We start from the raw sequence: 23,861 nt of genomic DNA on the forward strand, positions 1-23,861 counted from the left end.
CAGGGAAATGGAAAAACTTTTTTCGGGTGCCGGGCAGCAGAAGGTCGCTGTCATTGGCGGTGGTGGTTTTATCGGGCGCAGTCTGGTGAGAAAGCTGGTTGCCACGGGGCATGTCGTTCGTGTGGGAAGTCAGAATCCCGAAAAAATTCAGGGGCTTGGAAAGGCGCGTGGAACAGGGCGCGTCGAATTCCTGAAAACGTCAGTCAATGATGCAGCGCAGCTTGATCGTCTGTTTGATGGTGTGGACGCTGTCATCAATCTTGTGTCTGTCATGACGCCAGATGTGCAGACTCTGCATCGCATTAATGTCGAGGGCGCTCGGCTTGCAGCTGTGCGGGCTCATCTGGCAGGTGTGAAGCACTACGTTCATATGTCTGCCATCGGTGCTTCTTTGACGTCTCCAGGGGCATATGGTCGGAGTAAAGCAGCTGCAGAACGTGTCGTACGGGACGTTTTCCCTGATGCGCGTCTGCTGCGCCCGTCTGTGGTGTTCGGGACGGACGACAGCTTTTTCAATCTGTTTGCCTTGATCGCAGCGCTATCGCCTGTTTTGCCGGTTTTTGCTGGTCGCACATATTATCAGCCGGTATTTGTGGAAGATGTTGCAGAAGCAGCGCTACGACTTCTGCAGCCGGAGAGTGCAGGTCTAACCGTTGAGGCCGGTGGTCCCGATATCCTGAGTATGCGTGAGCTTATGGCATTCGTACTCGAAGCGTCGGGTCGTACAAGAATTCTGTTCCCGATCCCGCAAGTGGTAGCCCGCCTTGAGGCGACTGTTCTGGAGAAGTTGCCCGGCCATCTGCTGACGCGGGACCAGGTGGCCATGATGTCTGTCGATAATGTCGTGCAGCCGGGAGCTGAGACCTTGCAGGCACTCGGAATCCATCCTGCATCACTGGGAATGGTGGTTCCGGGGTATCTGAATGGAAGCATCTGTAAGCTTTATCGCCAGCTAAAAGCCTGATTGGTCCGTATCGGACCTATAAAATGTGACACAGACGCAAGAAAAGTGACGTTATGAGGCTGGTTTTTTTATATTGGTAAGCATTGCTGACTATTATCGCGTAAACTGACGGAATAGCTGGTATTCCACAAATTTCGTACGCTTTGGCGTGCGTTCTGTTTTTAGGAGACACGGCGCATGGCCGAACGGATGTTGCAGTTCGTCAATCACCCACAGATCCTTCCGGAGAAGCGTGACGCTGCTGAGCGTCGTGCAGACTTTGGAGAGATTTATCGTGGGTTTGCGATGAGCCGCGCTGAAGAGCAGGCCTCTCGCTGCTCTCAGTGTGGAATTCCGTTCTGCTCCGTGCATTGCCCTCTTGGTAACAACATTCCGGACTGGTTGAAGCTGACGGCGGAAGACCGTTTGCAGGAAGCCTACGAGATGTCTTCGGCTACCAATACCTTCCCGGAGATTTGCGGTCGCATCTGCCCGCAGGATCGCCTGTGTGAAGGCAACTGCGTGATCCAGAAGGGGTTCGAGAGCGTCACGATCGGGGCTGTCGAGCGCTTCATTACGGAAAATGCTTTTGAGCAGGGCTGGGTGCAACCGCGCCTGCCGGATCGTGAACTCAAAATCAGTGTCGGCGTCGTGGGTTCCGGCCCTGCCGGTCTGGCCTGTGCGGAGCGTCTGCGGGCACGCGGGTATGAGGTTCATGTCTATGAACGTCAGGACCGTGTGGGCGGCCTGCTGACGTACGGTATTCCGAGCTTCAAGCTGGAAAAGCATGTCGTGGCCCGCCGTCACAAGCTGCTGGAAGAGCAGGGCATTATCTTCCATCTTTCCACGCCAATCGGTGCAGGCGAGGGGGAGACCTCACTGGATGATCTGCGGACGCGTCATAACGCGGTGTTCCTTGGAACGGGCGTGTATCGTTCACGCTCCGTGGATGTGCCGGGTGCTGACCTGAACGGCGTTGTGGATGCGATTGACTTCCTTACGGCGTCGAACCGTCGCGGATATGACGAAGACCCTGGCGAAGATATTGGACTTCATGCCAAGGGGCGTCGTGTTGTGGTCATCGGCGGTGGTGATACGGCCATGGACTGCGTTCGGACGTCCATCCGTCAGGGCGCTGAGAAAGTCACCTGCGTCTATCGTCGTGACCGTGCAAACATGCCGGGCTCCCGTCAGGAAGTGTACAACGCTGAAGAAGAAGGCGCGAACTTCGAGTGGCTGGCTGCACCGGAAGAGTTTCTGGGCGAGAGCACCGTTGAAGGTGTGAAGGTACTGAAAATGCGTCTTGGCGCACCGGATGCTACGGGCCGCCGTTCCATCGAAGGCACGGGCCAGCATTCCATTATTGAAGGCGACCTTGTGATCCGCGCGCTGGGTTTCGATCCGGAAGACCTGCCGGGCCAGTGGCAGCAGCCGGAGCTTGCCGTGACACGCTGGGGCACGCTGACGGTTCCGCCGGGCGGCTTCCAGACAAGCCTGCCGGGCGTGTTCGCTGGCGGCGACATTGTACGCGGTGCCAGCCTCGTTGTCTGGGCCATCAAGGACGGCCGTGATGCGGCTGACGCAATGCATCTTTCTCTGACCAAGACCCTGGCGCTGGAGGCCGCGGAATGACACAGAATACCGATTTCATCCGCGAATACACTGAGAACGTCGAGCGCCTGAAGGGTCTGTATGACCCGACGCAGGAGCGCGATTCCTGTGGCGTGGGCCTTGTCGCTGCGCTGGATGGCAAGCCGTCCCGCGCTGTTGTGAAAGCTGGCATCGAGGCTCTGGGCAACATCTGGCATCGTGGTGCTGTCGATGCCGATGGCAAGACGGGCGATGGTGCGGGCATCCATGTTGAAATCCCGCAGGATTTCTTTGCCGAAGCCATTCATAACAGTTCCAGCGATGACACGATCGACGGCCGCATTGCCGTTGGCATGGTATTCCTTCCGAAGACGGATCTGGCGTCGCAGGAAGCCGGTCGTCAGATCATCGAAACCGAGGTTCTGAACTTCGGCTACGGGATCTATGGCTGGCGTCAGGTGCCGATCGACACGGCCTGCATTGGTGAGAAGGCCAATCAGACGCGCCCTGAGATCGAACAGATCATGATCCGCAATACGCTGGGTCGTTCGGAGGATGAGTTCGAGCGTGACCTGTATGTGCTGCGTCGCCGCATCGAGAAGCAGGCGACCCGCCAGCAGGTGGATCTGTATATCTGTTCGCTGTCCTGCCGATCCGTCATCTACAAGGGCATGTTCCTGGCCGAGAACCTGACGGACTTCTATCCGGATCTGCTGGATGAGCGCTTCGTCTCGCGTTTTGCGATCTACCATCAGCGTTATTCGACCAACACGTTCCCGACCTGGAAGCTGGCCCAGCCGTTCCGCAAGGTGGCGCATAACGGTGAGATCAACACGATCTCCGGCAACACCAACTGGATGCGGTCGCACGAAACGCGCCTGTCGCACGCAGCACTCGATCCTTACATGGAGGATCTGAAGCCGGTCGTGCAGGCTGCGGGTTCGGATACGGCCGCGCTGGATAACGTCTTCGAGCTTATGACCTTTGGTGGCCGCAGCGCGCCGATGGCCAAGATGATGCTCATTCCGGCCTCCAGCGGTGCGAACTCCGCAATTTCTCCGGCAGCGCGGGCTATGTTCCGCTACTGCAATGCGGTGATCGAACCGTGGGATGGCCCGGCCGCAGTTTGTGCGACAGATGGTCGCTGGGTCATCGCAGGACTGGATCGTGCGGGTCTGCGTCCGCTGCGGTATTCCATCACGAATGACAACCTGCTGATCGTGGGTTCGGAAGCGGGTATGGTCCGCGTGCCGGAAGCGCGGATTCAGCGTCGCGGGCGCCTTGGTCCGGGGCAGACGCTGGCGCTCGACCTCAAGGAAGGTCGCCTCTACCAGCCGGATGAACTGCTTGAAATGCTGGCCTCCCGTCAGGATTTCCAGTCTTGGGTCAAGCGCATCCGCAATATTGAGCCGATCGTGCGGGATGTGGTCGAGCCGGAAGGTATGACCGCCGATGTGCTGCGTCGCCAGCAGATGGCCGTCAGCCTGACGCATGAAGAGCTGGAAACCATCCTACACCCGATGGTTGAAACGGCTGCCGAAGCCCTGGGCTCTATGGGTGACGATACGCCGCTTCAGGTTCTGTCGAAGATCTATCGTGGGCTGTCGCATTATTTCCGTCAGGGCTTCAGCCAGGTTACAAACCCGCCGATCGATTCCCTGCGTGAAACACGGGTGATGAGCCTGATCACGCGTCTGGGCAATCTGGGGAACATCCTCGATGAGCGCCCGGAACAGTGCGATCTGCTTCAGCTTCCCAGCCCGGTTCTGACGGTTGGTGAGTTTGACGAACTGCGGAAAGTCTGCGGTGAGAACGCTGCCTCGATCGACTGTACTTTCCCGGTTGAAGACGGCGAAGAAGGGCTGCGTGCGGCGATCGCGTCTATCCGGGTTCAGGCGGAAGATCATGTCCGTGGTGGTTGCACCCATCTGTTCCTGACGGATGAGAACACCGGTCCGGATCGCGTGGCTGTGCCGATGATCCTTGCGACGGCTGCCGTGCATGTTCACCTTGTGCGTCATTCCCTGCGCACGTTCACGTCCCTGAACGTGCGGACGTCCAGCGCTATCGACGTTCACGCCATTGCCGTGACGATCGGTGTTGGTGCGACGACCGTGAACCCGGCGCTGGCCCAGCACAGCATCGCGGATCGTCTGCGTCGTGGCCTGTTTGGCCAGATGACGATGCGTGAGGCGATGGAGCGTTACCGCAAGGCGGTGGACAAGGGTCTGCTCAAGATCATGTCCAAGTTCGGGATTTCAATCATCTCGGCTTACCGCGGTGGCTACAACTTCGAAGCCATTGGTCTGTCCCGTGCGCTGGTGGCTGAGTTCTTCCCAGGCATGCCGTCGCGTATTTCCGGCATTGGTCTGCCGGGTATCGCCCGCAACATCCTGAAGGCTCATGCGGCTGCGTGGGATCAGAAGGTTGAAGCCCTTCCGGTCGGTGGCCGCTACAAGCTGCGCCGTCAGGGCGAGACGCATGCGTTCTCCGGCCAGCTCGTGCACATGCTGCAAAGTGCGGTTTCGGCCAACAGCTATACGCTGTATCGCCGTTACGCGGATGCAGTGCGTCAGATGCCGCCGGTTGCCCTGCGTGACCTGCTGGACTTCAAAGCGCCTCATGCACCGATCCCGGTGGACGAGGTTGAAAGCATTACGCAGATCCGTCGTCGTCTTGTCGCGCCGGGCATCTCATTGGGTGCCCTGAGCCCGGAAGCCCATGAGACGCTGGCGATTGCCATGAACCGAATTGGCGCGAAGTCTGATTCCGGTGAGGGTGGCGAGGACGCTGAGCGTTCCAAGCCGCGCCCGAACGGGGACAATGCGTCTTCCGCGATCAAGCAGGTGGCGTCTGGCCGGTTCGGTGTGACCGCGCAGTATCTGAATGACTGCCGCGAGATCGAAATCAAGATGGCCCAGGGCGCGAAGCCGGGTGAGGGTGGACAGCTTCCGGGCTTCAAGGTCACGGAACTGATTGGCCGCCTGCGTCATGCGACGCCGGGTGTGACGCTGATCTCCCCGCCGCCGCATCACGACATCTATTCGATCGAGGATCTGGCCCAGCTCATTTATGATCTGAAGCAGGTCAACCCGACGGCAACCGTCACCGTGAAGCTGGTTGCCCGGACGGGTATCGGCACGATTGCGGCAGGTGTGGCGAAGGCCAAGGCAGATGCCATCCTGATCTCCGGTCATTCCGGTGGTACGGGTGCCAGCCCGCAGTCTTCGATCCATTATGCGGGTCTGCCGTGGGAAATGGGCCTGTCCGAAGCGCATCAGGTCCTGATGCTCAACCGTTTGCGTCATCGTCTGGTGCTGCGGACGGATGGCGGCATCAAGACGGGCCGTGACGTGGTCATGGCGGCGATGCTGGGTGCGGAAGAGTTCGGTATTGGTACGGCCGCACTGGTGGCCATGGGCTGCATCATGGTGCGTCAGTGCCATTCCAATACCTGCCCTGTCGGCGTCTGCGTTCAGGACGAAAAGCTGCGTGCGAAGTTCGAAGGCTCTCCGGAGAAGGTCATCAACCTTTTCACGCTGATTGCCGAAGATATTCGTCATATCCTTGCCGATCTGGGCGTTCGCTCCCTCGAGGAGGTCATCGGACGGACGGACATGCTGCGTCAGGTTTCTCGTGGTGCGGACTATCTGGACGATCTGGATCTGAACTCCCTGCTGGTGCAGGCCGATCCGGGTGAACATGCGCGTTACTGCACCCGTGAGGGCCGTAACGAGGTTCCGGAAACGCTGGACGCGCAGATCGTGGCCGATGCGATCCCGCTGTTCGAGCGTCGTGAGAAGCTGCACCTGCACTACAACGTGCAGAACACGCATCGTGCGATCGGGACACGTATTTCCGGCATGATCACCCGTCAGTTCGGGATGCACGAACTGCCGGAAGGTCAGCTCACGCTGTCGCTTCGCGGGTCGGCTGGTCAGTCCCTTGGTGCCTTCGCGGTGCAGGGTCTGAAGATGATCGTGGAAGGGGATTCCAACGATTACGTCGGCAAGGGTCTGTCAGGTGCGACGATCGTTGTCCGTCAGTCTCCGTCGTCCCAGTGGCGTTCGGAAGAGAACGCGATCATTGGCAACACGGTTCTGTACGGTGCAACGAGTGGCAAGCTCTTTGCGGCTGGGCAGGCTGGCGAGCGTTTTGCGGTTCGTAACTCCGGGGCGACGGCTGTTGTTGAAGGCTGTGGCTCGAACGGTTGCGAGTACATGACCGGTGGCAAGGTCGTGATCCTCGGTGAAACGGGCGATAACTTCGGTGCCGGCTTCACGGGCGGCATGGCCTATGTGCTTGATCCGAAGGACCGCTTTGAATCCCGCATCAATCCGGACACGGTGATGTGGAACCGCGTGCAGCCGGGTAGCCGCTGGGATGTGGAACTGCGCACGCTGGTCGAGCAGCATGTGGAAGAAACAGGCAGTACGTACGCCGCGGACCTACTGCATTGCTGGGAGCACACGCTGGAGCAGTTCTGGCACATCGTTCCCCGTGAATATGCCAAGGTCATTGGCTATGTGCAGGAAGATCTGTCCAAGCTTTCAGCCTAAGGTTTTTAAGCGGCATGAAAAGCCCGTACCGGATTTCCGGTACGGGCTTTTTTTTGTTTGAAGACCTATCATTTCCTGCCTCTAATAGTATCGATATAAAAACGATATTTATGGGGAAAATAATGAAGAGATGGAGTGTTGTTTCGGCTGCGGCTGGTCTGCTGATGACCTTCTCTCTCGCAAAAGCAGGGAGCGTTTCATTTCCTTCCGAACTTCAGTCGTATGTTCATGATGGCCATTTTGAAGTCGGGGATTTTGCGTGGATGCGCGGCGCATTTCCCAGAGCCAATGATGAACAGAAAAAGCGCTGGGAACACTTGCAGGCATATTCTACCGCTTGCCTTAAGGAGGCTACGAAGCAGGAAACTGAGGCGCTGCTGAGAGAGGGCGAAAAGGTAAGCCATTCTTTGGAGGAACGGCCTTATATCCCCTATGCGGATGAGAAATGTTCAGCGCTCTGGTTCTGGTCTTCCCCACCTCAGAACGTCAAGACATGGCTTGAATTCAAAACTCTTGTGACAGAAGAAAGTACCGTAATTCGTGCTTATCTGACGGCAGTTGAGGAAACGCAAAAAGCTGAAAATCTTATTGATGTAGACGGTAAAGAACATGAATCTGAGAGATTGCTAATTCGTGGGGTAACGGATCAGACAATCCGTCGTCCTTTGATGAATGGTCTGGATCTAACAGGGGAGGGTCATCCTGCTTCAGTTCAGAAGAATGAATTTCGCACGATGTTTCTCGCAGAGCGAATGGAAGAGATTGACCACGCTAACACCCGTTGGCTCCAGCAAATTGTAGCATCCAAGGGCTGGCCCACTCTGACACAGGCTGGTTCTGTTCCCTCGAAGGCTGCGTGGTTGTTGGTGCAGCATGCTGATGACGATATTGCCTTTCAGGCTAGGGCGTTAAAGCTCATGACCCCGCTGGCAAAGAAAGGCGAAGTGAACCAATCCAATTATGCCCTGCTGACTGATCGCGTATCGATTGCCCTGACAGGGCATCAAATTTATGGATCACAAATGTCCTGTACCAAAGGACGTCTTATTCCTTTACCTATTGAGCAGTCCACTGACGTAAACCAGCGCAGACATGCGCTGGGCATTGGAACAATCGAACAGAAAATTTCCGAGATGAAAGACGAAGGCATTTGCCGGTGAGCAAAGGCTCGAAATCCAAATTTTGTTTCTGCTCATTGCGGATGCTTTAGGGGGTCATGAGTTGAGTTTTCGTGCCAGTTTTGCAAGTGCGTCAATCTGGCCTGAAATGAACTTGCAGGTTGGTTCGTCCGTCAGTTTCAGCGTTTCCGGATCTACCTTGCCTGCGACCTGACCGATCATGACTTCTGGTCGGTTGAGGACGTAAGCATCCAGAAACACCAGGCTTTGGCGCAGATGATACTGTGCGCGTGCGCCGCCGATCATGCCGGGGGAGGCCGTCTGGATGGTGACGGGTTTTCCACTAAAAGGTTGAGGCGTTACGCGGGAGAGCCAGTCGATGGCGTTCTTCAGTACGCCGGGAATGGAATAATTATATTCCGGGGTCACGATGATGACGCCGTCTGCAGCCCGGATTTGCTCCGCCATGGCCAGAACGGGGGCTGGAAAGCCTGTGTCCTGAACATCTGCGTTGTAATGCGGAAAATTCCCGATTGATCCGAGCGGGGTAATGGAAACCCCTTCGGGCGCAAGTTCGGGCAAGGCGCGCGCAACCGACGCGTTAAAGGAGGCTTTGCGGAGGCTTCCGAGCAGGGTGACGAAATGCAGAGGCGTGTCGTTGGGCATGGACTGGTTCTCCTTCAAAGAGTCGGGTTTTTGTTGTCATGACCCGAAGGGGAACAGATCATGACACAAAGCAGGAGTCAGGCTGCGTTTTTCAGCATCCCGTGAGGATCTAGAACGAATTTTCGAGGCGCGCCGTTGTCGAAGTCATGGTAGCCGCGTGGTGCGTCTTCCAGTGAAATCACGGTGGCGTTGACGATGTCGGCGATGGGGAGGCGTCCATGAAGAATGGCCTGCATCAGTTGCCGGTTATATCGAAGAACAGGGGTCTGGCCGGTGTGGAAAGACTGGCTTTTGGCCCAGCCCTGACCCAGCCGGAGCGTCAGGTTGCCTTTCTGCGCCGCAGCTTCATGAGCGCCAGGATCTTCCGTCACATACAGGCCTGGAATACCAATGGCCCCGGCTGGGCGGGTGACTTCCATGGCCTGGTTGAGAATGACGGCTGGTTGTTCTGTCCCGTCGTAACCCTTGGCTTCAAAACCGACAGCGTCAATGAAGCTGTCGACTTCTGGTGTTCCGATGACCTGTTCGATGAGGTCTCCAAGCCTGTCGTGGTTCTGGAGGTTGATGGGCTCAAACCCGACCGCCTTCGCGTGGGCGAGGCGTTCAGGATTGAAATCGCCGATCATGACGACGGCAGCGCCTAGAATGCGCGCCGATGCGGCTGCGGCCATGCCGACGGGGCCTGCTCCTGCGATATAGACCGTTGAGCCCACACCCACCTTGGCATTGATGGCGCCATGAAAGCCGGTGGGGAGAATGTCGGTCAGCATTGTGAGGTCTTTGATGCGCTCAAGTGCCTGAGCCTTGTCAGGGAAGCGCAGCAGATTGAAATCGGCATAAGGAACCATGACGTAGCGGGCCTGTCCGCCAACCCAGCCACCCATATCCACGTACCCATAGGCTCCGCCCGCGCGGCTGGAATTGACCGTCAGGCATACGCCTGTGTGCTGTTCCCGGCAGCATCGGCATCGTCCACACGCGACGTTAAAGGGAACGGAGACCAGATCGCCCTTGCGGACCATCTCGACATCCGATCCGGTTTCGATGACTTCGCCGGTAATTTCGTGGCCGAGGACCAGCCCGGACGGCGCTGTTGTACGGCCTCGGACCATATGCTGGTCGGAGCCGCAGATATTGGTCGAGACGACCTTGAGAATGACGCCGTGGTCAATCTTCCGGCCATCGGGTGTTTCCATTCTGGGGTCGTCGATCCGCTGGACTTCAACATGATTGGGGCCAAGATAAACGACCCCTCTGTTTTCGTCAGACATGGCTTCTCTCCAGGTTCGGGCAGCGGCCATCCCTTGCGGCCGGGGTCGCCCGGCACGACGAAATGTTGTCGTACAGGGCCTCAACGTTCGACGCGTGCTCTGGAACCGTGACATAGGGCTACAGACGCGCCTCTCGCTCGAACGTGATGGGAATTCCTGTCCTTCGCCTGCGGGCACCTTCTGAGCCGGATGATTTGTGAGTTAAGAGGCGACCAACTTTTCAAGCCGGACTTGAAGCCGTCCATGGAAGCCCATTACCCTGTGATCCATCTGTAGGCACGGCTATGCCAACTGAACGAACGACAGAGGGGTTCATGGAAAATCACGTCAATACATTGTGGGGACAGTTTTATGGCTGGCTTCCCACTCTTCTGAGTTACGTCGGGCAGCTTGTTCTGGCGATTATCGTGCTGTTGGTGGGTTGGTCCATCATCAACATGATCACGCGCGGCATGGGCCGCATGATGGCCGCCAGCAACATTGAGCCGACCCTCCGGGGCTTTCTGCTCAGTGTCGTCGGGTTGTTGCTGAAGGCGCTTCTGCTGATCAGCGTTGCTTCGATGGTTGGCATTGCAACGACGTCTTTCGTCGCGGTTCTGGGCGCGGCTGGCCTGGCTGTTGGCATGGCGCTTCAGGGCAGTCTTGCCAACTTCGCGGGTGGCGTGCTGATCCTGCTGTTCCGTCCGTTCAAGGTCGGTGATTCCATTACCGCAGCGGGTAATACCGGAACGGTTGTTTCGATCGAGATGTTCCGCACCGTGCTGCAGGATGCCAGCAATGACATCGTCTATGTGCCGAACGGGACGCTCTCGAACAATGTTGTCATCAACAGCTCGCAGTCAGAGCGACTTCTGGCGTCGGTCAGTCTGCTGATTGATTACAACGACGATATCGACAAGGCTCGTGCACTGCTTCTGGGGCTGTTTGAAAATGACGCTCTGGTTCTCAAGACGCCTGCGCCATCCGTTTCGTTTCTGCCTCGTCCGGCCAATGTCGCCGTGACGCTGGGCTTCTGGTGCGCACCGGGTAACGTAACGCCGCTGGTTGCCAAGTATTCTGAAGCATCCATTCAGGCGCTGAAGAAAGAAGGCTTCCGTCTGGGTGTTACGGCCCGCACTGCTGCTTGAACCTTTTCGAGGCCTGTCCAGGATTATGCTGGGCAGGCCGCGTTATGGTCTTTGGAGCGTGTTCCATTAAGAATGCAGCGCCGTTGTTCTCCTCAGGAAAACTCACTCGGTTTAAGACGGCGGTTTCTGAAATTGGTGTGTGGACCCAATGTACTAGATAAAGCTCTTAAAAACAGTTTCTTATCGGGTCAAACCATCAAATTTCTATCGCGGACAAGCAACGCGTAAAACGTTGGGTGTCAAACCTAAATCTTGAGTGTTCATTCCCGGACTTCAGGATGCCAATTTATTTTTCCAGCTATCTCTTAGAAAAATAAGAGTTGAATTGGCAGCACGCTCCCATTGATACCGAACTGACGATCCGATGACCTGTGGTCTGATAACGGGAGGTTGACCGAAGCTGGCAAGCATTTTTGCAGCACGAACAGATGCAAAACTATCAAAATCAAAAGTCAGGTTTTTGGACGCTGAGAGTTTCAGGGCTTCCCAGATCAGGAGCATGTTCGCGCCTGGCGTGGAAAAGGAACGGTCGCGCGCGGACTGCCAGAAATAGAGATTTTTATCGTCCCAGATCAGAACACACGAAGACACCCTCTGATTTTTCTCACCATACGCACTTAAGACGCATGTTTGATTACGTAATAAGCAAGCCTCAAAAATCTTAGTCATTCTTGGAAAATCGTGACTGTTTTTCGAGTGTGGCTGGTCAATCAAAGACATCTGGATGAAGTCTTCAATATCTGTACCCTGAACAACATCTAGTTTTTGTGCTGCTGAACGAATGAGATTTCTCGTTTTCTGATCGCACTGTTCGAGAACAACACAGGGGGAGGTATTTTTGTCGACCCGGAATGTAAAAGCATTTCTGATTTGTAACCCGGATATAGAAAATGCGAAGGCAGCCTCGTCTGACGGGTCCAGACTGATTTTCAGATGATCGTATTTTGGCAGGGCTTCTATGAGCTCAGAAACGATGTTTCTTATTTTTTGAGATCGACGAAACGCTTTTGAGGCAGGGAGAAAAAACCGAGGCCCTAAAGTACGCGTGTAGGGCGGTGGGATGATATACTTCATTCCGAAATGCGTTTTTTTGTAAAAACTGAAATCAGAAACAATTGCGCCGTTGTTTTTAATTTCAATTCTGTCGCATTGGTCATCAGTAGCCGCCGAAAGCCACCAGTTTTCATGAAAAATCGAATGCTCTGAGGGGAGAGACGACGGAGCGAACTGAAGGGGAGATGTAAGCATCTTCATACTGTGACTCGAGCTGTAGGCTCGGTACTTATTTCTCAACCCGACAAAAAGTAACAGACAGTTTCATATAAAAAATAATTATGCGAAATCTTACTTGATGGAAGAGTGCTTCATGCCAATCAGGATGGTCAAAAAAGGTGAAGCGCTGACAGCTGGACCGAAAGTCTCATCGACGGTTTTGGACGTGATCAATGCGCGATTTGTTGCAGGCGTTATGGGCCCATTTTCTACAGGGCCGAATTGGACCTGGTGTCTCATGGGTTTCGCCCCTTTTTCACGCTTGCTTTCTCCTATCCTTCAGATGCGATACATCTGCGTAGGGTGCCGGCGATAATCTCGAATTGCTCGGTGATCTGGAGTTCAGTACCAACCGTGATGGTGTCACTGATGGCGATGGTAATGCGCTCGCAGCGGTTATAGGTCGACAGCGTCAGATTGCCCTTCGCACCGTCTTTCTTGGCTCCATACTGTTCAGCCAGAAGGTTCAGAAAGGCCCGGATATCGCTGTCCGCATCCTCACGAAACTGGCGCATCAGCTCACGAATGGCGCGGGCACGCTCGAAGAGCTTCTTGACCAGTCCGTCTTTGAGCAGGTCTTCCGGCTTCACGTTCGCACGCGGGACAAGGCGTCCAGCGGAATCCTTCATGTAATCGTCGGGATTGTGGCTCATGCCTGTTCTCGCTTGCGCGTGGCCTCAACTGCTCGGGTGCGGCGTGCCTCGGCAGCGGTCCAGATCTTCAGTCTTAGCATCCGGGCATGTCGTGCGTTCGTGGCGCTCGGCTGCGCGGGTCTGAGCGCGTTCCTAACGGCGGATCTGAAGTTCGTTCTACCAAGTGAGGGCTATAGAGCACGCCATCCTCACCACGCAGGATGAAGCGTGTGAACTCGAGTTCCGGCAGTACACGTTGCAGCACATCGACATGCTCGCACGCCATCTGCGCCACTTGAGCGTCATTTGGAAGCTCCTGCCTTTTCCAATCCGCGAACGATCTTCATAGCGTGGTCCACGACGCGGCAGAGCTTGGTCAGTTCGTGGCCCAGTTTGTGGGCTTCTTCGACCGTAACAATGCCGTCTGCCAAAACGCGAATGGTCGTCTTCACGGTGTCGTTAGCCTTGTCGGCGACGTCTTCCATGATTTCGGCCACGTCGCCGTGGCCAAGCTGAACCGGTGTCAGATGATAGCCCAACCCATGCGCCATCGCTTGTAGAATGAATGGCTCCTGGGCGAACTCATCCAGCACAATCGCCACGTCTACCGGGGCTGTCGTTGCTGAATTGCGGTTCTGATATTCCGAGATCCGCGCACGGCCAACGCGTGTGACTGCTGCTGCGGCATCAATGCCGCCAATCGCACGGGCGGCCAGTTGCGTGGCTATCTTGAGGGCAGGGGCATGATTCATGGCTTCACCCTCACACTGCGATCGGCCATCTTGCGCGCCTCACTATAAAACGGAGCAAAGACACATGGCTGACGAATGGAAACTGAAGGAAGACGGAAACCTCGATATTTCGAGCGTAACGGGCTTCCGTGCGGTTGTGATTCAGAACGGTGCCGTGGTGCTTCAGGTAAAAGCTGCCACATCCCCTGAACACTATCCTGCTGGCGATAAGCTCGAACAGTTCTCTCTTTCGCCGCAGACGGCTGCTGAACTTGGACGCGATCTGCTCGATGCTGCGCAGGTGCTTCTCCAAAAGCCTGACGGCGAGATGCACTAAGGGTTACAAGCAAGACTTCAACTTGCTGACGGCGGCATGAGCAGAGCTTGCCTCTGAGGGTAAGGATGCTCATGTTGAACCTTCATATAGATCTGGTCGTAGTTTTTGGGGTGGAATACCTGTTAGTTTGGCTGTTGCCAGAACTCGTCCCGGTGGGATTTTTTCCACGAGTACACAGACGGTGGTTTTGCTGTTTTTATACGGCGCAGCGTCGCTCGATGTCCGCGAACACCTTCTACAATCAGTTTATTAACTGGTGCTCTCAGGTGCGGCCTTTGTCCGGATGCAATCCGCATGGTCTTCGCAAGGCGCAGGCCCGGAGGCTGGCTGTACAATGCACCAGATCGTCGCCATCACAGGGCTTGGGAGTTTGGCCGAAGTAGCGCGCTATACGCGGGCCGCCGAGCCGGTTGAATTGGCACGTTCGGCAATGTCAAGGTTGAGGCGAAATGCCAAACCTGTCTTCGAAAGTGTCAAACCTGCCGAAAACTGGCGGGAAATAGCGATTTCTGAGATTTGTGGTGGACCCGACGCGATTCGAACGCGTGACCTTTGCCTTCGGAGGGCAACGCTCTATCCAGCTGAGCTACGGGTCCGTCGGGTTTCCAATAGACGGTTCAGGATAGGCTTGCCAAGCCCTTAGTAGAATTTTGTTTGTTCAAGGTTGCGCGGTGGCTTTCCAGAGAGCTGCCGCCACGTCTCCGCCAGATGGGAGGGCGCTTTCGGGCGTCAAAATCCATGAGGTGACGTCCTGTGCTGTCATCCGTTTATCCCGGCTCATCAAGTGGTGGGCCGTCGGAAATTCATCCAGTCGTACTGAGCCGGAAAGGCGTTGCAACAGACGTGCTGTGTAAGGCGGAAGAACGAACTGGTCTCGACCACCGAAAATCATAAGCATGGGTGTTCTGACTCGTGGTGCGTCGTCAAAAGCTGTTGCCATGAGGCGGGTCAGGCCAAAAAGCGGATGAATGGTCGAACTATGCTGGGTCAGCGGGTCAAAATACATGCGTCGCAGGGCACGGATGTTATCGCTCGCAACGCGCTCTCCGGGAACGGCTGATCCATCCAGTTTCCAGCGAGGCGCGACTGTATCGAGGCCATCCAGAACGGTCTGCCAGGGCTCACCGAGTTTCATGATGGCTGGTGCGAGAATAATGGTTCCGGACAGTTCTGGTGGCGGCTCGGTCGCAAGGAGCAGGGCGACGGCTCCGCCCATGCTCTCGCCCATGACATAGAGAGGCACGCCGGGGTAACGCCTGCGGAGCGACGTAAGCTCTTCCCGCGTGTCCTGAACCATGCGTGCCGTGCTGCTCCAGCTACCTGCGTCCTGTGTGGCGCCGAACCCGCGCTGGTCTGGTGCGACGATTTCGATGCCGGCCGCGCTCAGGGGCGGTACAAAGAATTCCCACGCATCCCGGCTGTCTCCGAAGCCATGAAGCGCCAGAATAACGGCCTTCAAAGGGTGTGTTGCGGGATAAATTCTTAAAGGAATGCGAGCGCCATCGGACATGCTGAGCGTCACATCCGGGGGGATGAGGGCTGTTTCTTTCGCTGTCGGATGCAGGTCGGGCATTGGCCGGTGCGTGCAGGCACCAAGAAGCAGCGTGCAGGCCGTAAAGCAGGCCACGGTGCAGGAAAGACGCCAGAGGCGGTTTGAAACGGATGGGAATGAGCCTATCATCGCGAAGATTTTAGAACGTCCGGCCCTTCCGGGCGAGAAGGGAGATATTCGTGCCGTCTAAAACGCCTCATCTGGTTCTGGTTGACGGGTCTGGGTTCATTTTCCGTGCATTCCATGCCCTCCCGCCTATGAGCAGCCCGGATGGTGTGCCGGTCAATGCGGTTTACGGCTTCACGAATATGCTGACGCGCCTCCTGCGCGATCATGTCGGTACGCATCTGGCCGTCATTTTCGATGCTGGTCGTCAGACGTTCCGCAACGAGATTTATCCTCAATACAAGGCGCATCGTCCTGAACCGCCAGAAGACCTGCGCCCGCAGTTTGGTCTGATCCGGGATGCGACAGCGGCGTTCAATGTGCCGTCGATTGAACTGGCTGGCTGGGAAGCAGACGATCTGATTGCGAGCTACGCCAAGGCTGTTGTGGCGCAGGGTGGACGCTGCACGATCATCTCATCCGATAAGGATCTGATGCAGTTGATCTGCCCTGGCGTCGAACTGATGGACCCGATGAAGCAGAAGCCGATTCGGGAAGCGGAAGTTGAGGCCAAGTTCGGTGTGCGGCCAGATCAGGTTGTCGATGTTCAGGCCCTGATGGGGGACTCTACCGATAATGTGCCGGGTGTGCCGGGCATCGGTGCGAAGGGCGCGGCCCAGCTCATTAATGAATATGGCACGCTGGAAAAGGTTCTGGATGCTGCGGAGGGCATGAAAGCCTCCAAGCGCCGCCAGAACCTGATCGAATTTGCGGATGCCGCCCGGATGTCCCGCAAGCTGGTTCTGCTGGCGGATGATGTGCCATTGCCCCAGCCGATTGAGGAACTGGGGTGCCGTGAACCTGTTCAGGAAACGCTCCGGGACTGGCTCGACACGATGGGCTTCCATTCCACGATCCAGCGTATGGGGCTGGGGTTGGCTGCGAAGCCGAGGCCTTTGCCTCGTCCCAAAGTAGCTTCGGCAGAGGGTGAAGAGCCGACCGTGACGCTCTCTGAAGCACCCTATGGGCCTTACGAAACCGTCATGGATTTCGAGACGCTGGATCGGTGGATTGCCGAGGCGCGAACGGCTGGGGTCGTCGCCGTTGATACGGAAACGGACAGTCTCAATGCGCGTCAGGCCAATATGGTCGGGCTGTCGCTCTCTGTTGCGCCGGGCAAGGCCTGTTATGTGCCGTTCCTGCATGAGGGCAAGCGGGATCTGTTGCAGGATGGGCCGGACGATCAGCCGACCGATCAGCAGCTTGATCGTGCCTCAACGCTGGAGCGTCTTGCCCCGCTGATGCGGGATGCGTCTGTTCTGAAGATCTTCCAGAACGCCAAATATGATCTGACGGTGTTCCGCAAGGCTGGTCTGCCTGAAATAACGCCGATCGACGATACGATGCTCATTTCCTATGCGCAGTCTGCGGGTGAGCACGGGCAGGGTATGGATGAGCTCTCCCAGCTTCATCTGGGGCATACGCCGATCACTTATGATTCCGTAACGGGAACGGGCCGCAAGCGCATTCCGTTCGCTGAAGTGCCGCTGGATCAGGCGACCGCGTATGCGGCGGAAGATGCTGATGTCACGCTACGTCTGTGGCAGGTTTTGCGTCCGCAGTTACGTATTCGTCAGTCATTGGCTCTGTATGAAGAAATCGAACGACCTCTGATTGAAGTTCTGACGGATATGGAAGACGTCGGGATCAAGGTGGATGCCGTCGAACTGCGGCGTATGTCGGCCGATTTTGAAACGCGTATGGCAGTGATAGAGAAGGATATTCACGAGCAGGTTGGGCGCAGTTTCAATGTTGGTTCTCCCAAGCAGCTTGGTGAGATCCTGTTCGATGAAATGGAGCTTCCGGGTGGGAAGCGGACCAAAAGCGGCTCTTGGGGGACGGATTCCTCTGTCCTTGAGGGACTGGCGGAGCAGGGACATAACCTGCCGCAGAAAATCCTGTCATGGCGTCAGTTAGCCAAGCTGAAATCCACTTATGCCGATGCGCTGGTTGAGCAGATGGACCAGGGAACGCAGCGCGTTCACACGTCCTTTCAGATGGCCATTACGACCACCGGGCGTCTGTCTTCCAATGAGCCTAACCTTCAGAACATCCCGATCCGTACGGAAGAAGGCGCGCTGATCCGTAAGGCTTTCGTGGCGGCTCCGGAGCATGTTTTGGTGTCTGCGGATTACAGCCAGATCGAACTGCGACTTCTGGCCCATGTGGCGAAGATCGAGCCTTTGCTGGAGGCGTTCCATCTTGGGCAGGACATTCATGCCCGCACGGCCTCCGAAGTGTTTGGTATTCCCATTGAAGGCATGGACCCGCTGACCCGTCGCCGGGCCAAGGCCATCAACTTCGGCATTATTTACGGGATTTCAGCTTTCGGTCTGGGGCGTCAGCTTCAGATTTCGCCGGGTGAAGCACGCTCTTACATTGATGCGTATTTTGCCCGCTATCCCGGTATCCGCGCCTACATGGAGCGCACCAAGGAAGAGGCGAAGGAGCATGGCTACGTTCTGACGCCGTTTGGTCGCCGCTGTTATGTGCCGGGCATCAAGGACAAGAACGGCGCTCGCCGTTCCTATGCCGAACGTCAGGCGATCAACGCGCCACTTCAGGGCGGTGCCGCTGACATCATCAAGCGCGCTATGGTGCGTCTGGCGAGAAAGCTGCCTGAGACGGGCCTGAAAGCGCAGATGCTGCTTCAGGTGCATGACGAATTGCTCTTCGAAGTTCAGGAGCAGGATGCGCAGGCATTGGCGGATTTCGTCCGTCAGGAAATGGGAAGTGCTGCCAAGCTGGATGTGGCACTTGAGGTTGAAACCGGTATTGGCCCGAGCTGGGCTGACGCACACTGAGAGACTGAACGACCATGGAAACCCAACACGAACGCCGCAAGCGGATCAGCAATCGCATCATCTGGGGGGTGCTGGCAGTTGCGGCAGTTCTGGCCGGGGTCGGCTTCCAGTTAGCCTCTCATGGTGGACCGGGGCTGCTGGTACAGTCCAACGGAAATGAAGTTGGCGGCAGTTTCCGTCTTGATTCCCTTGGGGAAAGCACGGTCACAGAAGGAGACTTCCACGGGACCTGGGTTCTGGTGTGGTTCTTTGACACCAGCTGCCCTGAAGATCGCTGCCAGCCAGTGCTGAAAAGCATGGAGCAGGCGTATCAGGCCCTTCATGCACAAGGCGTCCGTGTCTCTCCGCTTGCGGTGTCTCTGGACCCGTTTGATGAAAACGAAGCCCTCAGGAACTACGTCATTCCGGTTGCTCCCCATGTGATGCCGTTCACGGGGACGCCGAACATGATCAAGGCCATGACGGCTGAGTATCATGCTCCGGATCAGAAAGAGGGTGACCATTACGTTCCGGCTCCGCGGATCGTTATAATGGATCCAACTGCCCGCTATGCTGGTACAATCGATGCGACTGGCGATGCAGATGCGTTGATTGCCCGCCTTCGTCAGCTGTCAAAGCGCTAAATGGCAATGCGTGTCCCGGCCTTTCTCCTCGCTCTTTCACTTGGCGTGGCCGGGACGGCGTTTGCTCAGGAGCAAACAGCTCCTGACTGGGACGGTCAGACGCTGGGCAGCCCGCACCGGGGTGGAACGCTTCGGCTCACCGCGGATGGTCCCGGCGGGACGTTGGACCCGCAGGTTAATTACGGCACGCAGTACATGCAGGTGTTCGTCAATATGTACGATCCCCTGCTGACGTTTAGAGAGGCGCGTGGCCCTACCGGGCTGGAGGTCGTTCCCGATCTTGCGGACGCCATGCCGACTATCAGCCCTGATGGGCTGACATGGACACTTCATTTACGGTCCGGTCTGAATTTTTCGGATGGATCGCCGGTTCGTGTTGAAGACGTGGTTGCGTCTTTTCGTCGGATCTATCGGGTCGGCAGCCCGACGGCCGCGTCATTTTACGGTGGGATTGTCGGTGCGAAAGAGTGCCTGGATGCGCCGGACCACTGCACGTTGCCGGGTGTGGAAGGGCATTCAGACGGAACAATCGTATTCCATCTAGCTCATCCGGATGGAGAGTTTCTCTACAAGCTTGCGTTCCCTCATGCGGTTATTCTGCCTGCGTCAGTGTCTGTACACGATGTGGGGAATGAGACCGTGCCGGGCACAGGGCCTTATCGGATCACGCATTACGATCCCGAGCATGGGATTGTGCTAGAGCGAAATTCCTACTTTCATGTCTGGAACCCGCAGGCCCAGACTGACGGGTTTGCTGACCGGATCGAGTATAATTTTGGTCTCTCTGACGAGGCGCAGATTACTGCGGTCGAGCAGGGCCAATATGACTGGATGCTCGATGCCAAGCCCTCTGATCGATTGGGTGAACTCGGCGCGAAGTACACCTCGCAGGTTCATATCGAGCCGCTGCTGGGGCTGTATTATCTGGCCATGAATGTGCATGAAAAACCGTTCACAGATCAGCGGGTTCGTCAGGCTGTCAGTATGGCTGTGAACCGGCATGCCATGACCATTTTGTTCGGTGGTGGCGCGATTTCCGAACCTCTCTGCCAGATGGTTCCACACGGCATACCAGGCGCTGATCTTGGTCTTTCATGCCCACAGGACCTGGAGAGAGCCAGCAAGCTTGTGCGGGAGGCCGGTGAAGAGGGGGCGACCGTAACGCTGGTGGTTCCCAACCGGGCCGTTGAGCTTGGGATGGGAACATACCTGCGAAATGTACTTCAGCAGATCGGTTTCAAGGCACAGCTCCGTCCCATAACAGCTGGGCTGGCAGAGTCCTACGAACAGAATACAGCCAACCATGTTCAGATTAGTCTGTCTTACTGGTTCGCAGATTATCCCTCAGCATCGACGTTTCTCGATGATCTGTTTGGATGCGATAATTACCATCCGAATTCAGCTATTTCTCCGAACTTTACCGGCTTTTGTGACCAGCATGTTCAGTCTCTTTTTGAACGTGCCAAAACCCAGACAGATCCAGCTTTAGCAGCACCAATCTGGCAGGATGCTGGTCATGAGATCATGAGGCAAATGCCCGGTGCCCCCATGATCCAGATGAAGACAATCGACTTTGTGTCAAAGAGGCTTGGGAATTACTACTCGACGCTTCTCAGCCACATGCTGTTCTCTCACGTCTGGGTAAAATAAGGCCGCGTGTCGGATTAGGTCTGCTGATATTGCAGGGCGCAGAATTTCTCCCAGTCCATCACATGAGAGACGGGCGCAACTGTTCCGTCCGGACGCGCAGAGAGGTGCCCGTTTTCGGTGTGGACCGAGAAGCAGAAACCATCCTGCTGGATCTTGCAAGCTAATGGGATAAGGCCTGCGGGTGTAAAGGCGTATAGATCATCGTCATTCAGGATGACTGGTGCGCCACGCTCGGGAATATGATGCTTGGTTTGCAGGAAAGCTTGTTCGGCAATGTCGTAACACAGCAACTCACCGGTCCAGGCCAGGACATATGAAGGGGTGAAAACCTGACGGTAATTTCCCCCGAGTTGACGAAATAGCTGTGTCGCCTCCGTAGAATGACCAGCACGGGCAAGATCAGCAGCCAGAGGACGCATGTCAGCGTCATGATGGCGCATGAAGTGATCGAGGATCTCCCGATTGGCGGGATGGTCAGAGGTTAGTAAGCGAAAAACCCAGAGTGGACTTTTTCTCTGAGCATATCGAAGAATTTTGAAAATATTTTCAGGGGCATTTCTGCGAGTGCGCGCCGCAATACGGCGGATAGCGGCGGGATTGTCTAGGTTGCTCACGAGTTTTTGGAAAATCTTCGTGCCCTTGAGACGTGCCGTCACCATGTGGCCTGCGTGACAGACGGGAACAGAGAACGCAGGGGTCTTCTGTTGTATAAGTTTTACCTCTTCAGCGTCGGGTTTTTCATACGGGTCAAAGAAAACATAAATTTTTCCATGAGTGTCTTCGGTCTGAATGCCCATGGATTTGAGTATTGGTTGGAAAAAATTCTGGAAGTGGGAGTGATGATTGACTTCGCTTTTATCAATGCTCCATTGCGGGGCCATGGAAATAACATAGTCAAAATTAAATAGTCTGGAATATTTAATAACAGCATAGGCTCCCATGGATACGCCGTATCCCAGAAGAGAAATATCCTGTGTGTGCAAAGTTTGCTTTCTGGTCTGGATCCAGTGAAGAGCTGCGCTGAACGCTTGCAGATAATCTCCGTCCCTGTACCAGCAGTCATGCTTGGCAATAATTCCTACCCAAGGAAGATCGAGTTTTTTTGCAAGTGAATATCCAAAGAATGTACCGTCGTGTCTTTCAGGAGCGCCTACGCCGGTAAAGCTGGTAACAATAATATTTTTTTCGTCAGTACCTTCCAATGCACGAACAATGTAATGATCGCCCTCATATATTGTGCTCATAAAGGTTCTTCTTCGCAGGTGTGCAGGAAGGCTCGAAAATTAATGCCGAACCATGGCGCGTGATAGATTAAATTGAATTCGGATCATATATTCACAAATTTTCAGCCATGTTAAGGGATAGGCATGAGATGACCGTCCGAGAGAAAGAATAAATTATCATGGGAAAAAAGACCGCTGTTCTCTTCAAGTGCCATAACTGGGATGCAGTCATCCAGCGGTCTTACGAGCGCTGCAAAAAACATTCTAACAAATCAGATTTTTATATACTTTACGACAATTCAAGGGGAACAGTAGAAATCCCCGAGCATATACAGGAAGTAGAAAATATATTTCTGGCTCCTTATTCCGAAGTGGAAAGCCTTGGGCTCGCCTGGGGTACAGAAATAGGAAATTATGGTGGATATTGGTATAATGGAGATTACCACCAAAACCTGTTTATTTTAAATCATAACGAGTACGATTATATTTGTTCAATTGAAAATGATGTCGCAGTTTTAAATGATCTCGACAGCATCTTCGATGATATGGCAGCGAGAAATATTGATGCTGTCTATAAGCATGTTGAAGCCGAAAATCATGCATGGGCTCATTCTGGTAGTTGTGAGGGATATTACGATCTCTCTCAACATGTCCATAAAGGGTTATTCTGTATCTCGTTCTTTTCGAGAAGAGCAGCCTTGCTTATTCTGAAGAGACGGCTGGAAATGTCATTTCTTAAGAGGGAAAAAGGCCTGCTGACGTGGCCAATTGGCGAAGCCGTCATGTCGCATGAAGTTATCAGTGCAGGTATGCGAACAGAAGAACTCGCGCATTATTGCGATAGTTTGAGGCAGTATGATTGGGCGCCTGTTTATCTTGAAAAAGAAATTGTTAACGGAGCAGAAAAAACGTTTATTCATCCAGTTACAGAGATGAATGAAAAATTTATCGTTTCAAACCTCGTTCAAGATTACCATTGCATGATTTCGGAAGAAGAGATCAGTAATGGCCTTTCGCGACATAGAGCTCGTAAGATTAATGATCTTGAGGTCTACTCACGACTGTTCCATTGCCCTCGTATCTACAATAATCCCGTTCTGCGTGAGGATGTTGTTGAGGATGCGCGTGAGCTTCTAACGGGAATTGATTTCGATCTTGCGTCCGAAGGAATGTCGCTAGATTTAACTCAGGCTCTTACCCAGGTTTATTCTGAGTTTCCCGAGAGAGTTTTCGCTTCTCTGCCAAGTTACGAACGAAGCCACTCAATGTTCTTCGATCACGGGGTAGCATTGCCGATTTCGCTCGGGGGGAGTGGGGCATACACTCTTATCTTGGCTGCGCGTGATCCTAATTTAACATCCCATTTTGATGTTAAGGGAAAGGACGTAGCATCCAGCTTCGAAGTCATGCCTGTCAGTTTTCTGATGCAGAAAGGCGAACTCCGTTTTTACGCGGTAAATTTCCCTGCAGAATGCACCGAATTCGTGGTGGAGCAGAAAGGCCCGCATGGGTTCTGGTTGAATTTTATGAAAATTCTTCCAACAACCGATGCACTGCGAGCCCTTTCCACATCCTGATGCCCGAAGACATAGAAAGCC

General features: G+C 55.1%; 17 protein-coding genes and 1 tRNA gene. 10 read left to right on the forward strand and 8 right to left on the reverse strand.

Features of this window, described 5'->3' with window-relative positions:
• Window positions 1-7: 7 nt before the first annotated feature.
• From R5H23_RS06465 to R5H23_RS06480, 4 genes are all read left to right on the forward strand, one after another.
• The gene (locus R5H23_RS06465; protein WP_317214856.1) at window positions 8-964 is read left to right on the forward strand and encodes a complex I NDUFA9 subunit family protein; all 957 of its coding nucleotides are present in this window, start codon (window positions 8-10) and stop codon (window positions 962-964) included.
• Window positions 965-1,141: 177 nt separating this feature from the next.
• Window positions 1,142-2,575, forward strand: coding sequence for an NAD(P)-dependent oxidoreductase (locus tag R5H23_RS06470; protein ID WP_317214857.1), 1,434 nt, complete (start codon window positions 1,142-1,144; stop codon window positions 2,573-2,575).
• Window positions 2,572-7,092 carry a glutamate synthase large subunit gene (gltB, locus tag R5H23_RS06475; protein ID WP_317214858.1) on the forward strand — a complete coding sequence of 1,507 codons (4,521 nt, stop codon included), beginning with the start codon at window positions 2,572-2,574 and terminating at the stop codon, window positions 7,090-7,092. Before R5H23_RS06470 ends, gltB begins: the two co-directional genes overlap by 4 nt.
• Before the next feature lie 14 nt (window positions 7,093-7,106).
• A complete protein-coding gene (locus R5H23_RS06480) occupies window positions 7,107-8,252 on the forward strand; it encodes a DUF6624 domain-containing protein (RefSeq protein WP_317214860.1) in 1,146 nt (381 codons plus the stop codon).
• A gap of 54 nt (window positions 8,253-8,306) precedes the next feature.
• On the opposite strand, the gene R5H23_RS06485 is transcribed toward R5H23_RS06480, so the two are convergent.
• Both R5H23_RS06485 and fdhA read right to left on the reverse strand, forming a co-directional pair.
• Window positions 8,307-8,876 (reverse strand): NADPH-dependent FMN reductase, encoded by a 570-nt coding sequence (locus R5H23_RS06485; RefSeq protein ID WP_317214861.1) that lies wholly within the window; start codon window positions 8,874-8,876, stop codon window positions 8,307-8,309.
• Window positions 8,877-8,953: 77 nt separating this feature from the next.
• Window positions 8,954-10,147 (reverse strand): formaldehyde dehydrogenase, glutathione-independent, encoded by a 1,194-nt coding sequence (gene fdhA / locus R5H23_RS06490; protein WP_317214862.1) that lies wholly within the window; start codon window positions 10,145-10,147, stop codon window positions 8,954-8,956.
• Window positions 10,148-10,461: 314 nt separating this feature from the next.
• Here fdhA and R5H23_RS06495 point away from each other — a divergent pair, with 314 nt between their 5' ends.
• Window positions 10,462-11,274, forward strand: a complete 813-nt coding sequence (locus R5H23_RS06495) for a mechanosensitive ion channel family protein (RefSeq protein ID WP_211500028.1) — start codon at window positions 10,462-10,464, stop codon at window positions 11,272-11,274.
• A gap of 273 nt (window positions 11,275-11,547) precedes the next feature.
• Here the strand turns inward: R5H23_RS06495 and R5H23_RS06500 are convergent, their stop codons facing one another.
• The 3 genes from R5H23_RS06500 to R5H23_RS06510 all read right to left on the reverse strand — a co-directional run bounded on the left by R5H23_RS06500 (window position 11,548) and on the right by R5H23_RS06510 (window position 13,930).
• Window positions 11,548-12,528 carry a GNAT family N-acetyltransferase gene (locus R5H23_RS06500; RefSeq protein WP_211509266.1) on the reverse strand — a complete coding sequence of 327 codons (981 nt, stop codon included), beginning with the start codon at window positions 12,526-12,528 and terminating at the stop codon, window positions 11,548-11,550.
• A 290-nt stretch (window positions 12,529-12,818) separates the two neighbouring features.
• Complete coding sequence (locus tag R5H23_RS06505; RefSeq protein WP_317214863.1) at window positions 12,819-13,199, reverse strand: DUF3164 family protein; 381 nt, start codon at window positions 13,197-13,199, stop codon at window positions 12,819-12,821.
• Between the two features lie 281 nt (window positions 13,200-13,480).
• Window positions 13,481-13,930: a hypothetical protein gene (locus R5H23_RS06510; protein WP_317214864.1), complete on the reverse strand. Its 450-nt coding sequence runs from the start codon at window positions 13,928-13,930 to the stop codon at window positions 13,481-13,483.
• Window positions 13,931-13,994: 64 nt separating this feature from the next.
• Here R5H23_RS06510 and R5H23_RS06515 point away from each other — a divergent pair, with 64 nt between their 5' ends.
• Complete coding sequence (locus R5H23_RS06515) at window positions 13,995-14,246, forward strand: hypothetical protein (RefSeq protein WP_317214865.1); 252 nt, start codon at window positions 13,995-13,997, stop codon at window positions 14,244-14,246.
• A gap of 519 nt (window positions 14,247-14,765) precedes the next feature.
• On the opposite strand, the gene R5H23_RS06520 is transcribed toward R5H23_RS06515, so the two are convergent.
• Both R5H23_RS06520 and R5H23_RS06525 read right to left on the reverse strand, forming a co-directional pair.
• Window positions 14,766-14,842, reverse strand: a tRNA-Arg gene (locus R5H23_RS06520).
• A gap of 62 nt (window positions 14,843-14,904) precedes the next feature.
• Window positions 14,905-15,927: an alpha/beta fold hydrolase gene (locus R5H23_RS06525; RefSeq protein WP_317214866.1), complete on the reverse strand. Its 1,023-nt coding sequence runs from the start codon at window positions 15,925-15,927 to the stop codon at window positions 14,905-14,907.
• Between the two features lie 50 nt (window positions 15,928-15,977).
• Here R5H23_RS06525 and polA point away from each other — a divergent pair, with 50 nt between their 5' ends.
• The 3 genes from polA to R5H23_RS06540 are packed head-to-tail and all read left to right on the forward strand — an operon-like array spanning window position 15,978 to window position 21,040.
• Entirely contained in the window at window positions 15,978-18,767 is a 2,790-nt protein-coding gene (polA, locus tag R5H23_RS06530) for a DNA polymerase I (RefSeq protein WP_317214867.1), read from the forward strand.
• Window positions 18,768-18,781: 14 nt separating this feature from the next.
• Complete coding sequence (locus R5H23_RS06535) at window positions 18,782-19,390, forward strand: SCO family protein (RefSeq protein WP_317214868.1); 609 nt, start codon at window positions 18,782-18,784, stop codon at window positions 19,388-19,390.
• Window positions 19,391-21,040: an ABC transporter substrate-binding protein gene (locus tag R5H23_RS06540; protein ID WP_408874337.1), complete on the forward strand. Its 1,650-nt coding sequence runs from the start codon at window positions 19,391-19,393 to the stop codon at window positions 21,038-21,040.
• Between the two features lie 14 nt (window positions 21,041-21,054).
• Here R5H23_RS06540 and R5H23_RS06545 read toward each other — a convergent pair whose 3' ends face one another.
• Window positions 21,055-22,242: a hypothetical protein gene (locus R5H23_RS06545; protein ID WP_317214869.1), complete on the reverse strand. Its 1,188-nt coding sequence runs from the start codon at window positions 22,240-22,242 to the stop codon at window positions 21,055-21,057.
• 200 nt (window positions 22,243-22,442) lie between these two features.
• On the opposite strand from R5H23_RS06545, the gene R5H23_RS06550 reads away from it, so the two are divergent.
• The gene (locus R5H23_RS06550; RefSeq protein ID WP_317214870.1) at window positions 22,443-23,840 is read left to right on the forward strand and encodes a hypothetical protein; all 1,398 of its coding nucleotides are present in this window, start codon (window positions 22,443-22,445) and stop codon (window positions 23,838-23,840) included.
• Window positions 23,841-23,861 lie beyond the last annotated feature (21 nt).

Origin of the sequence: Gluconobacter sp. GP1 (assembly GCF_032913585.1) — a bacterium.
In the GTDB taxonomy this organism is placed as follows: Bacteria; Pseudomonadota; Alphaproteobacteria; order Acetobacterales; family Acetobacteraceae; genus Gluconobacter; species Gluconobacter cerinus.

What these genes read in the sequence shown, in the direction of transcription:
- R5H23_RS06500 (WP_211509266.1), bottom strand. Translation starts at nt 12,528, where the DNA reads ATGAAGATGCTTACATCTCCCCTTCAGTTCGCTCCGTCGTCTCTCCCC.
- R5H23_RS06495 (WP_211500028.1), top strand. Translation starts at nt 10,462, where the DNA reads ATGGAAAATCACGTCAATACATTGTGGGGACAGTTTTATGGCTGGCTT.
- R5H23_RS06505 (WP_317214863.1), bottom strand. Translation starts at nt 13,199, where the DNA reads ATGAGCCACAATCCCGACGATTACATGAAGGATTCCGCTGGACGCCTT.
- R5H23_RS06470 (WP_317214857.1), top strand. Translation starts at nt 1,142, where the DNA reads ATGGCCGAACGGATGTTGCAGTTCGTCAATCACCCACAGATCCTTCCG.
- R5H23_RS06535 (WP_317214868.1), top strand. Translation starts at nt 18,782, where the DNA reads ATGGAAACCCAACACGAACGCCGCAAGCGGATCAGCAATCGCATCATC.
- R5H23_RS06550 (WP_317214870.1), top strand. Translation starts at nt 22,443, where the DNA reads ATGGGAAAAAAGACCGCTGTTCTCTTCAAGTGCCATAACTGGGATGCA.
- R5H23_RS06510 (WP_317214864.1), bottom strand. Translation starts at nt 13,930, where the DNA reads ATGAATCATGCCCCTGCCCTCAAGATAGCCACGCAACTGGCCGCCCGT.
- R5H23_RS06485 (WP_317214861.1), bottom strand. Translation starts at nt 8,876, where the DNA reads ATGCCCAACGACACGCCTCTGCATTTCGTCACCCTGCTCGGAAGCCTC.
- R5H23_RS06480 (WP_317214860.1), top strand. Translation starts at nt 7,107, where the DNA reads ATGAAAAGCCCGTACCGGATTTCCGGTACGGGCTTTTTTTTGTTTGAA.
- fdhA (WP_317214862.1), bottom strand. Translation starts at nt 10,147, where the DNA reads ATGTCTGACGAAAACAGAGGGGTCGTTTATCTTGGCCCCAATCATGTT.
- R5H23_RS06515 (WP_317214865.1), top strand. Translation starts at nt 13,995, where the DNA reads ATGGCTGACGAATGGAAACTGAAGGAAGACGGAAACCTCGATATTTCG.
- R5H23_RS06540 (WP_408874337.1), top strand. Translation starts at nt 19,391, where the DNA reads ATGGCAATGCGTGTCCCGGCCTTTCTCCTCGCTCTTTCACTTGGCGTG.
- gltB (WP_317214858.1), top strand. Translation starts at nt 2,572, where the DNA reads ATGACACAGAATACCGATTTCATCCGCGAATACACTGAGAACGTCGAG.
- R5H23_RS06525 (WP_317214866.1), bottom strand. Translation starts at nt 15,927, where the DNA reads ATGATAGGCTCATTCCCATCCGTTTCAAACCGCCTCTGGCGTCTTTCC.
- R5H23_RS06465 (WP_317214856.1), top strand. Translation starts at nt 8, where the DNA reads ATGGAAAAACTTTTTTCGGGTGCCGGGCAGCAGAAGGTCGCTGTCATT.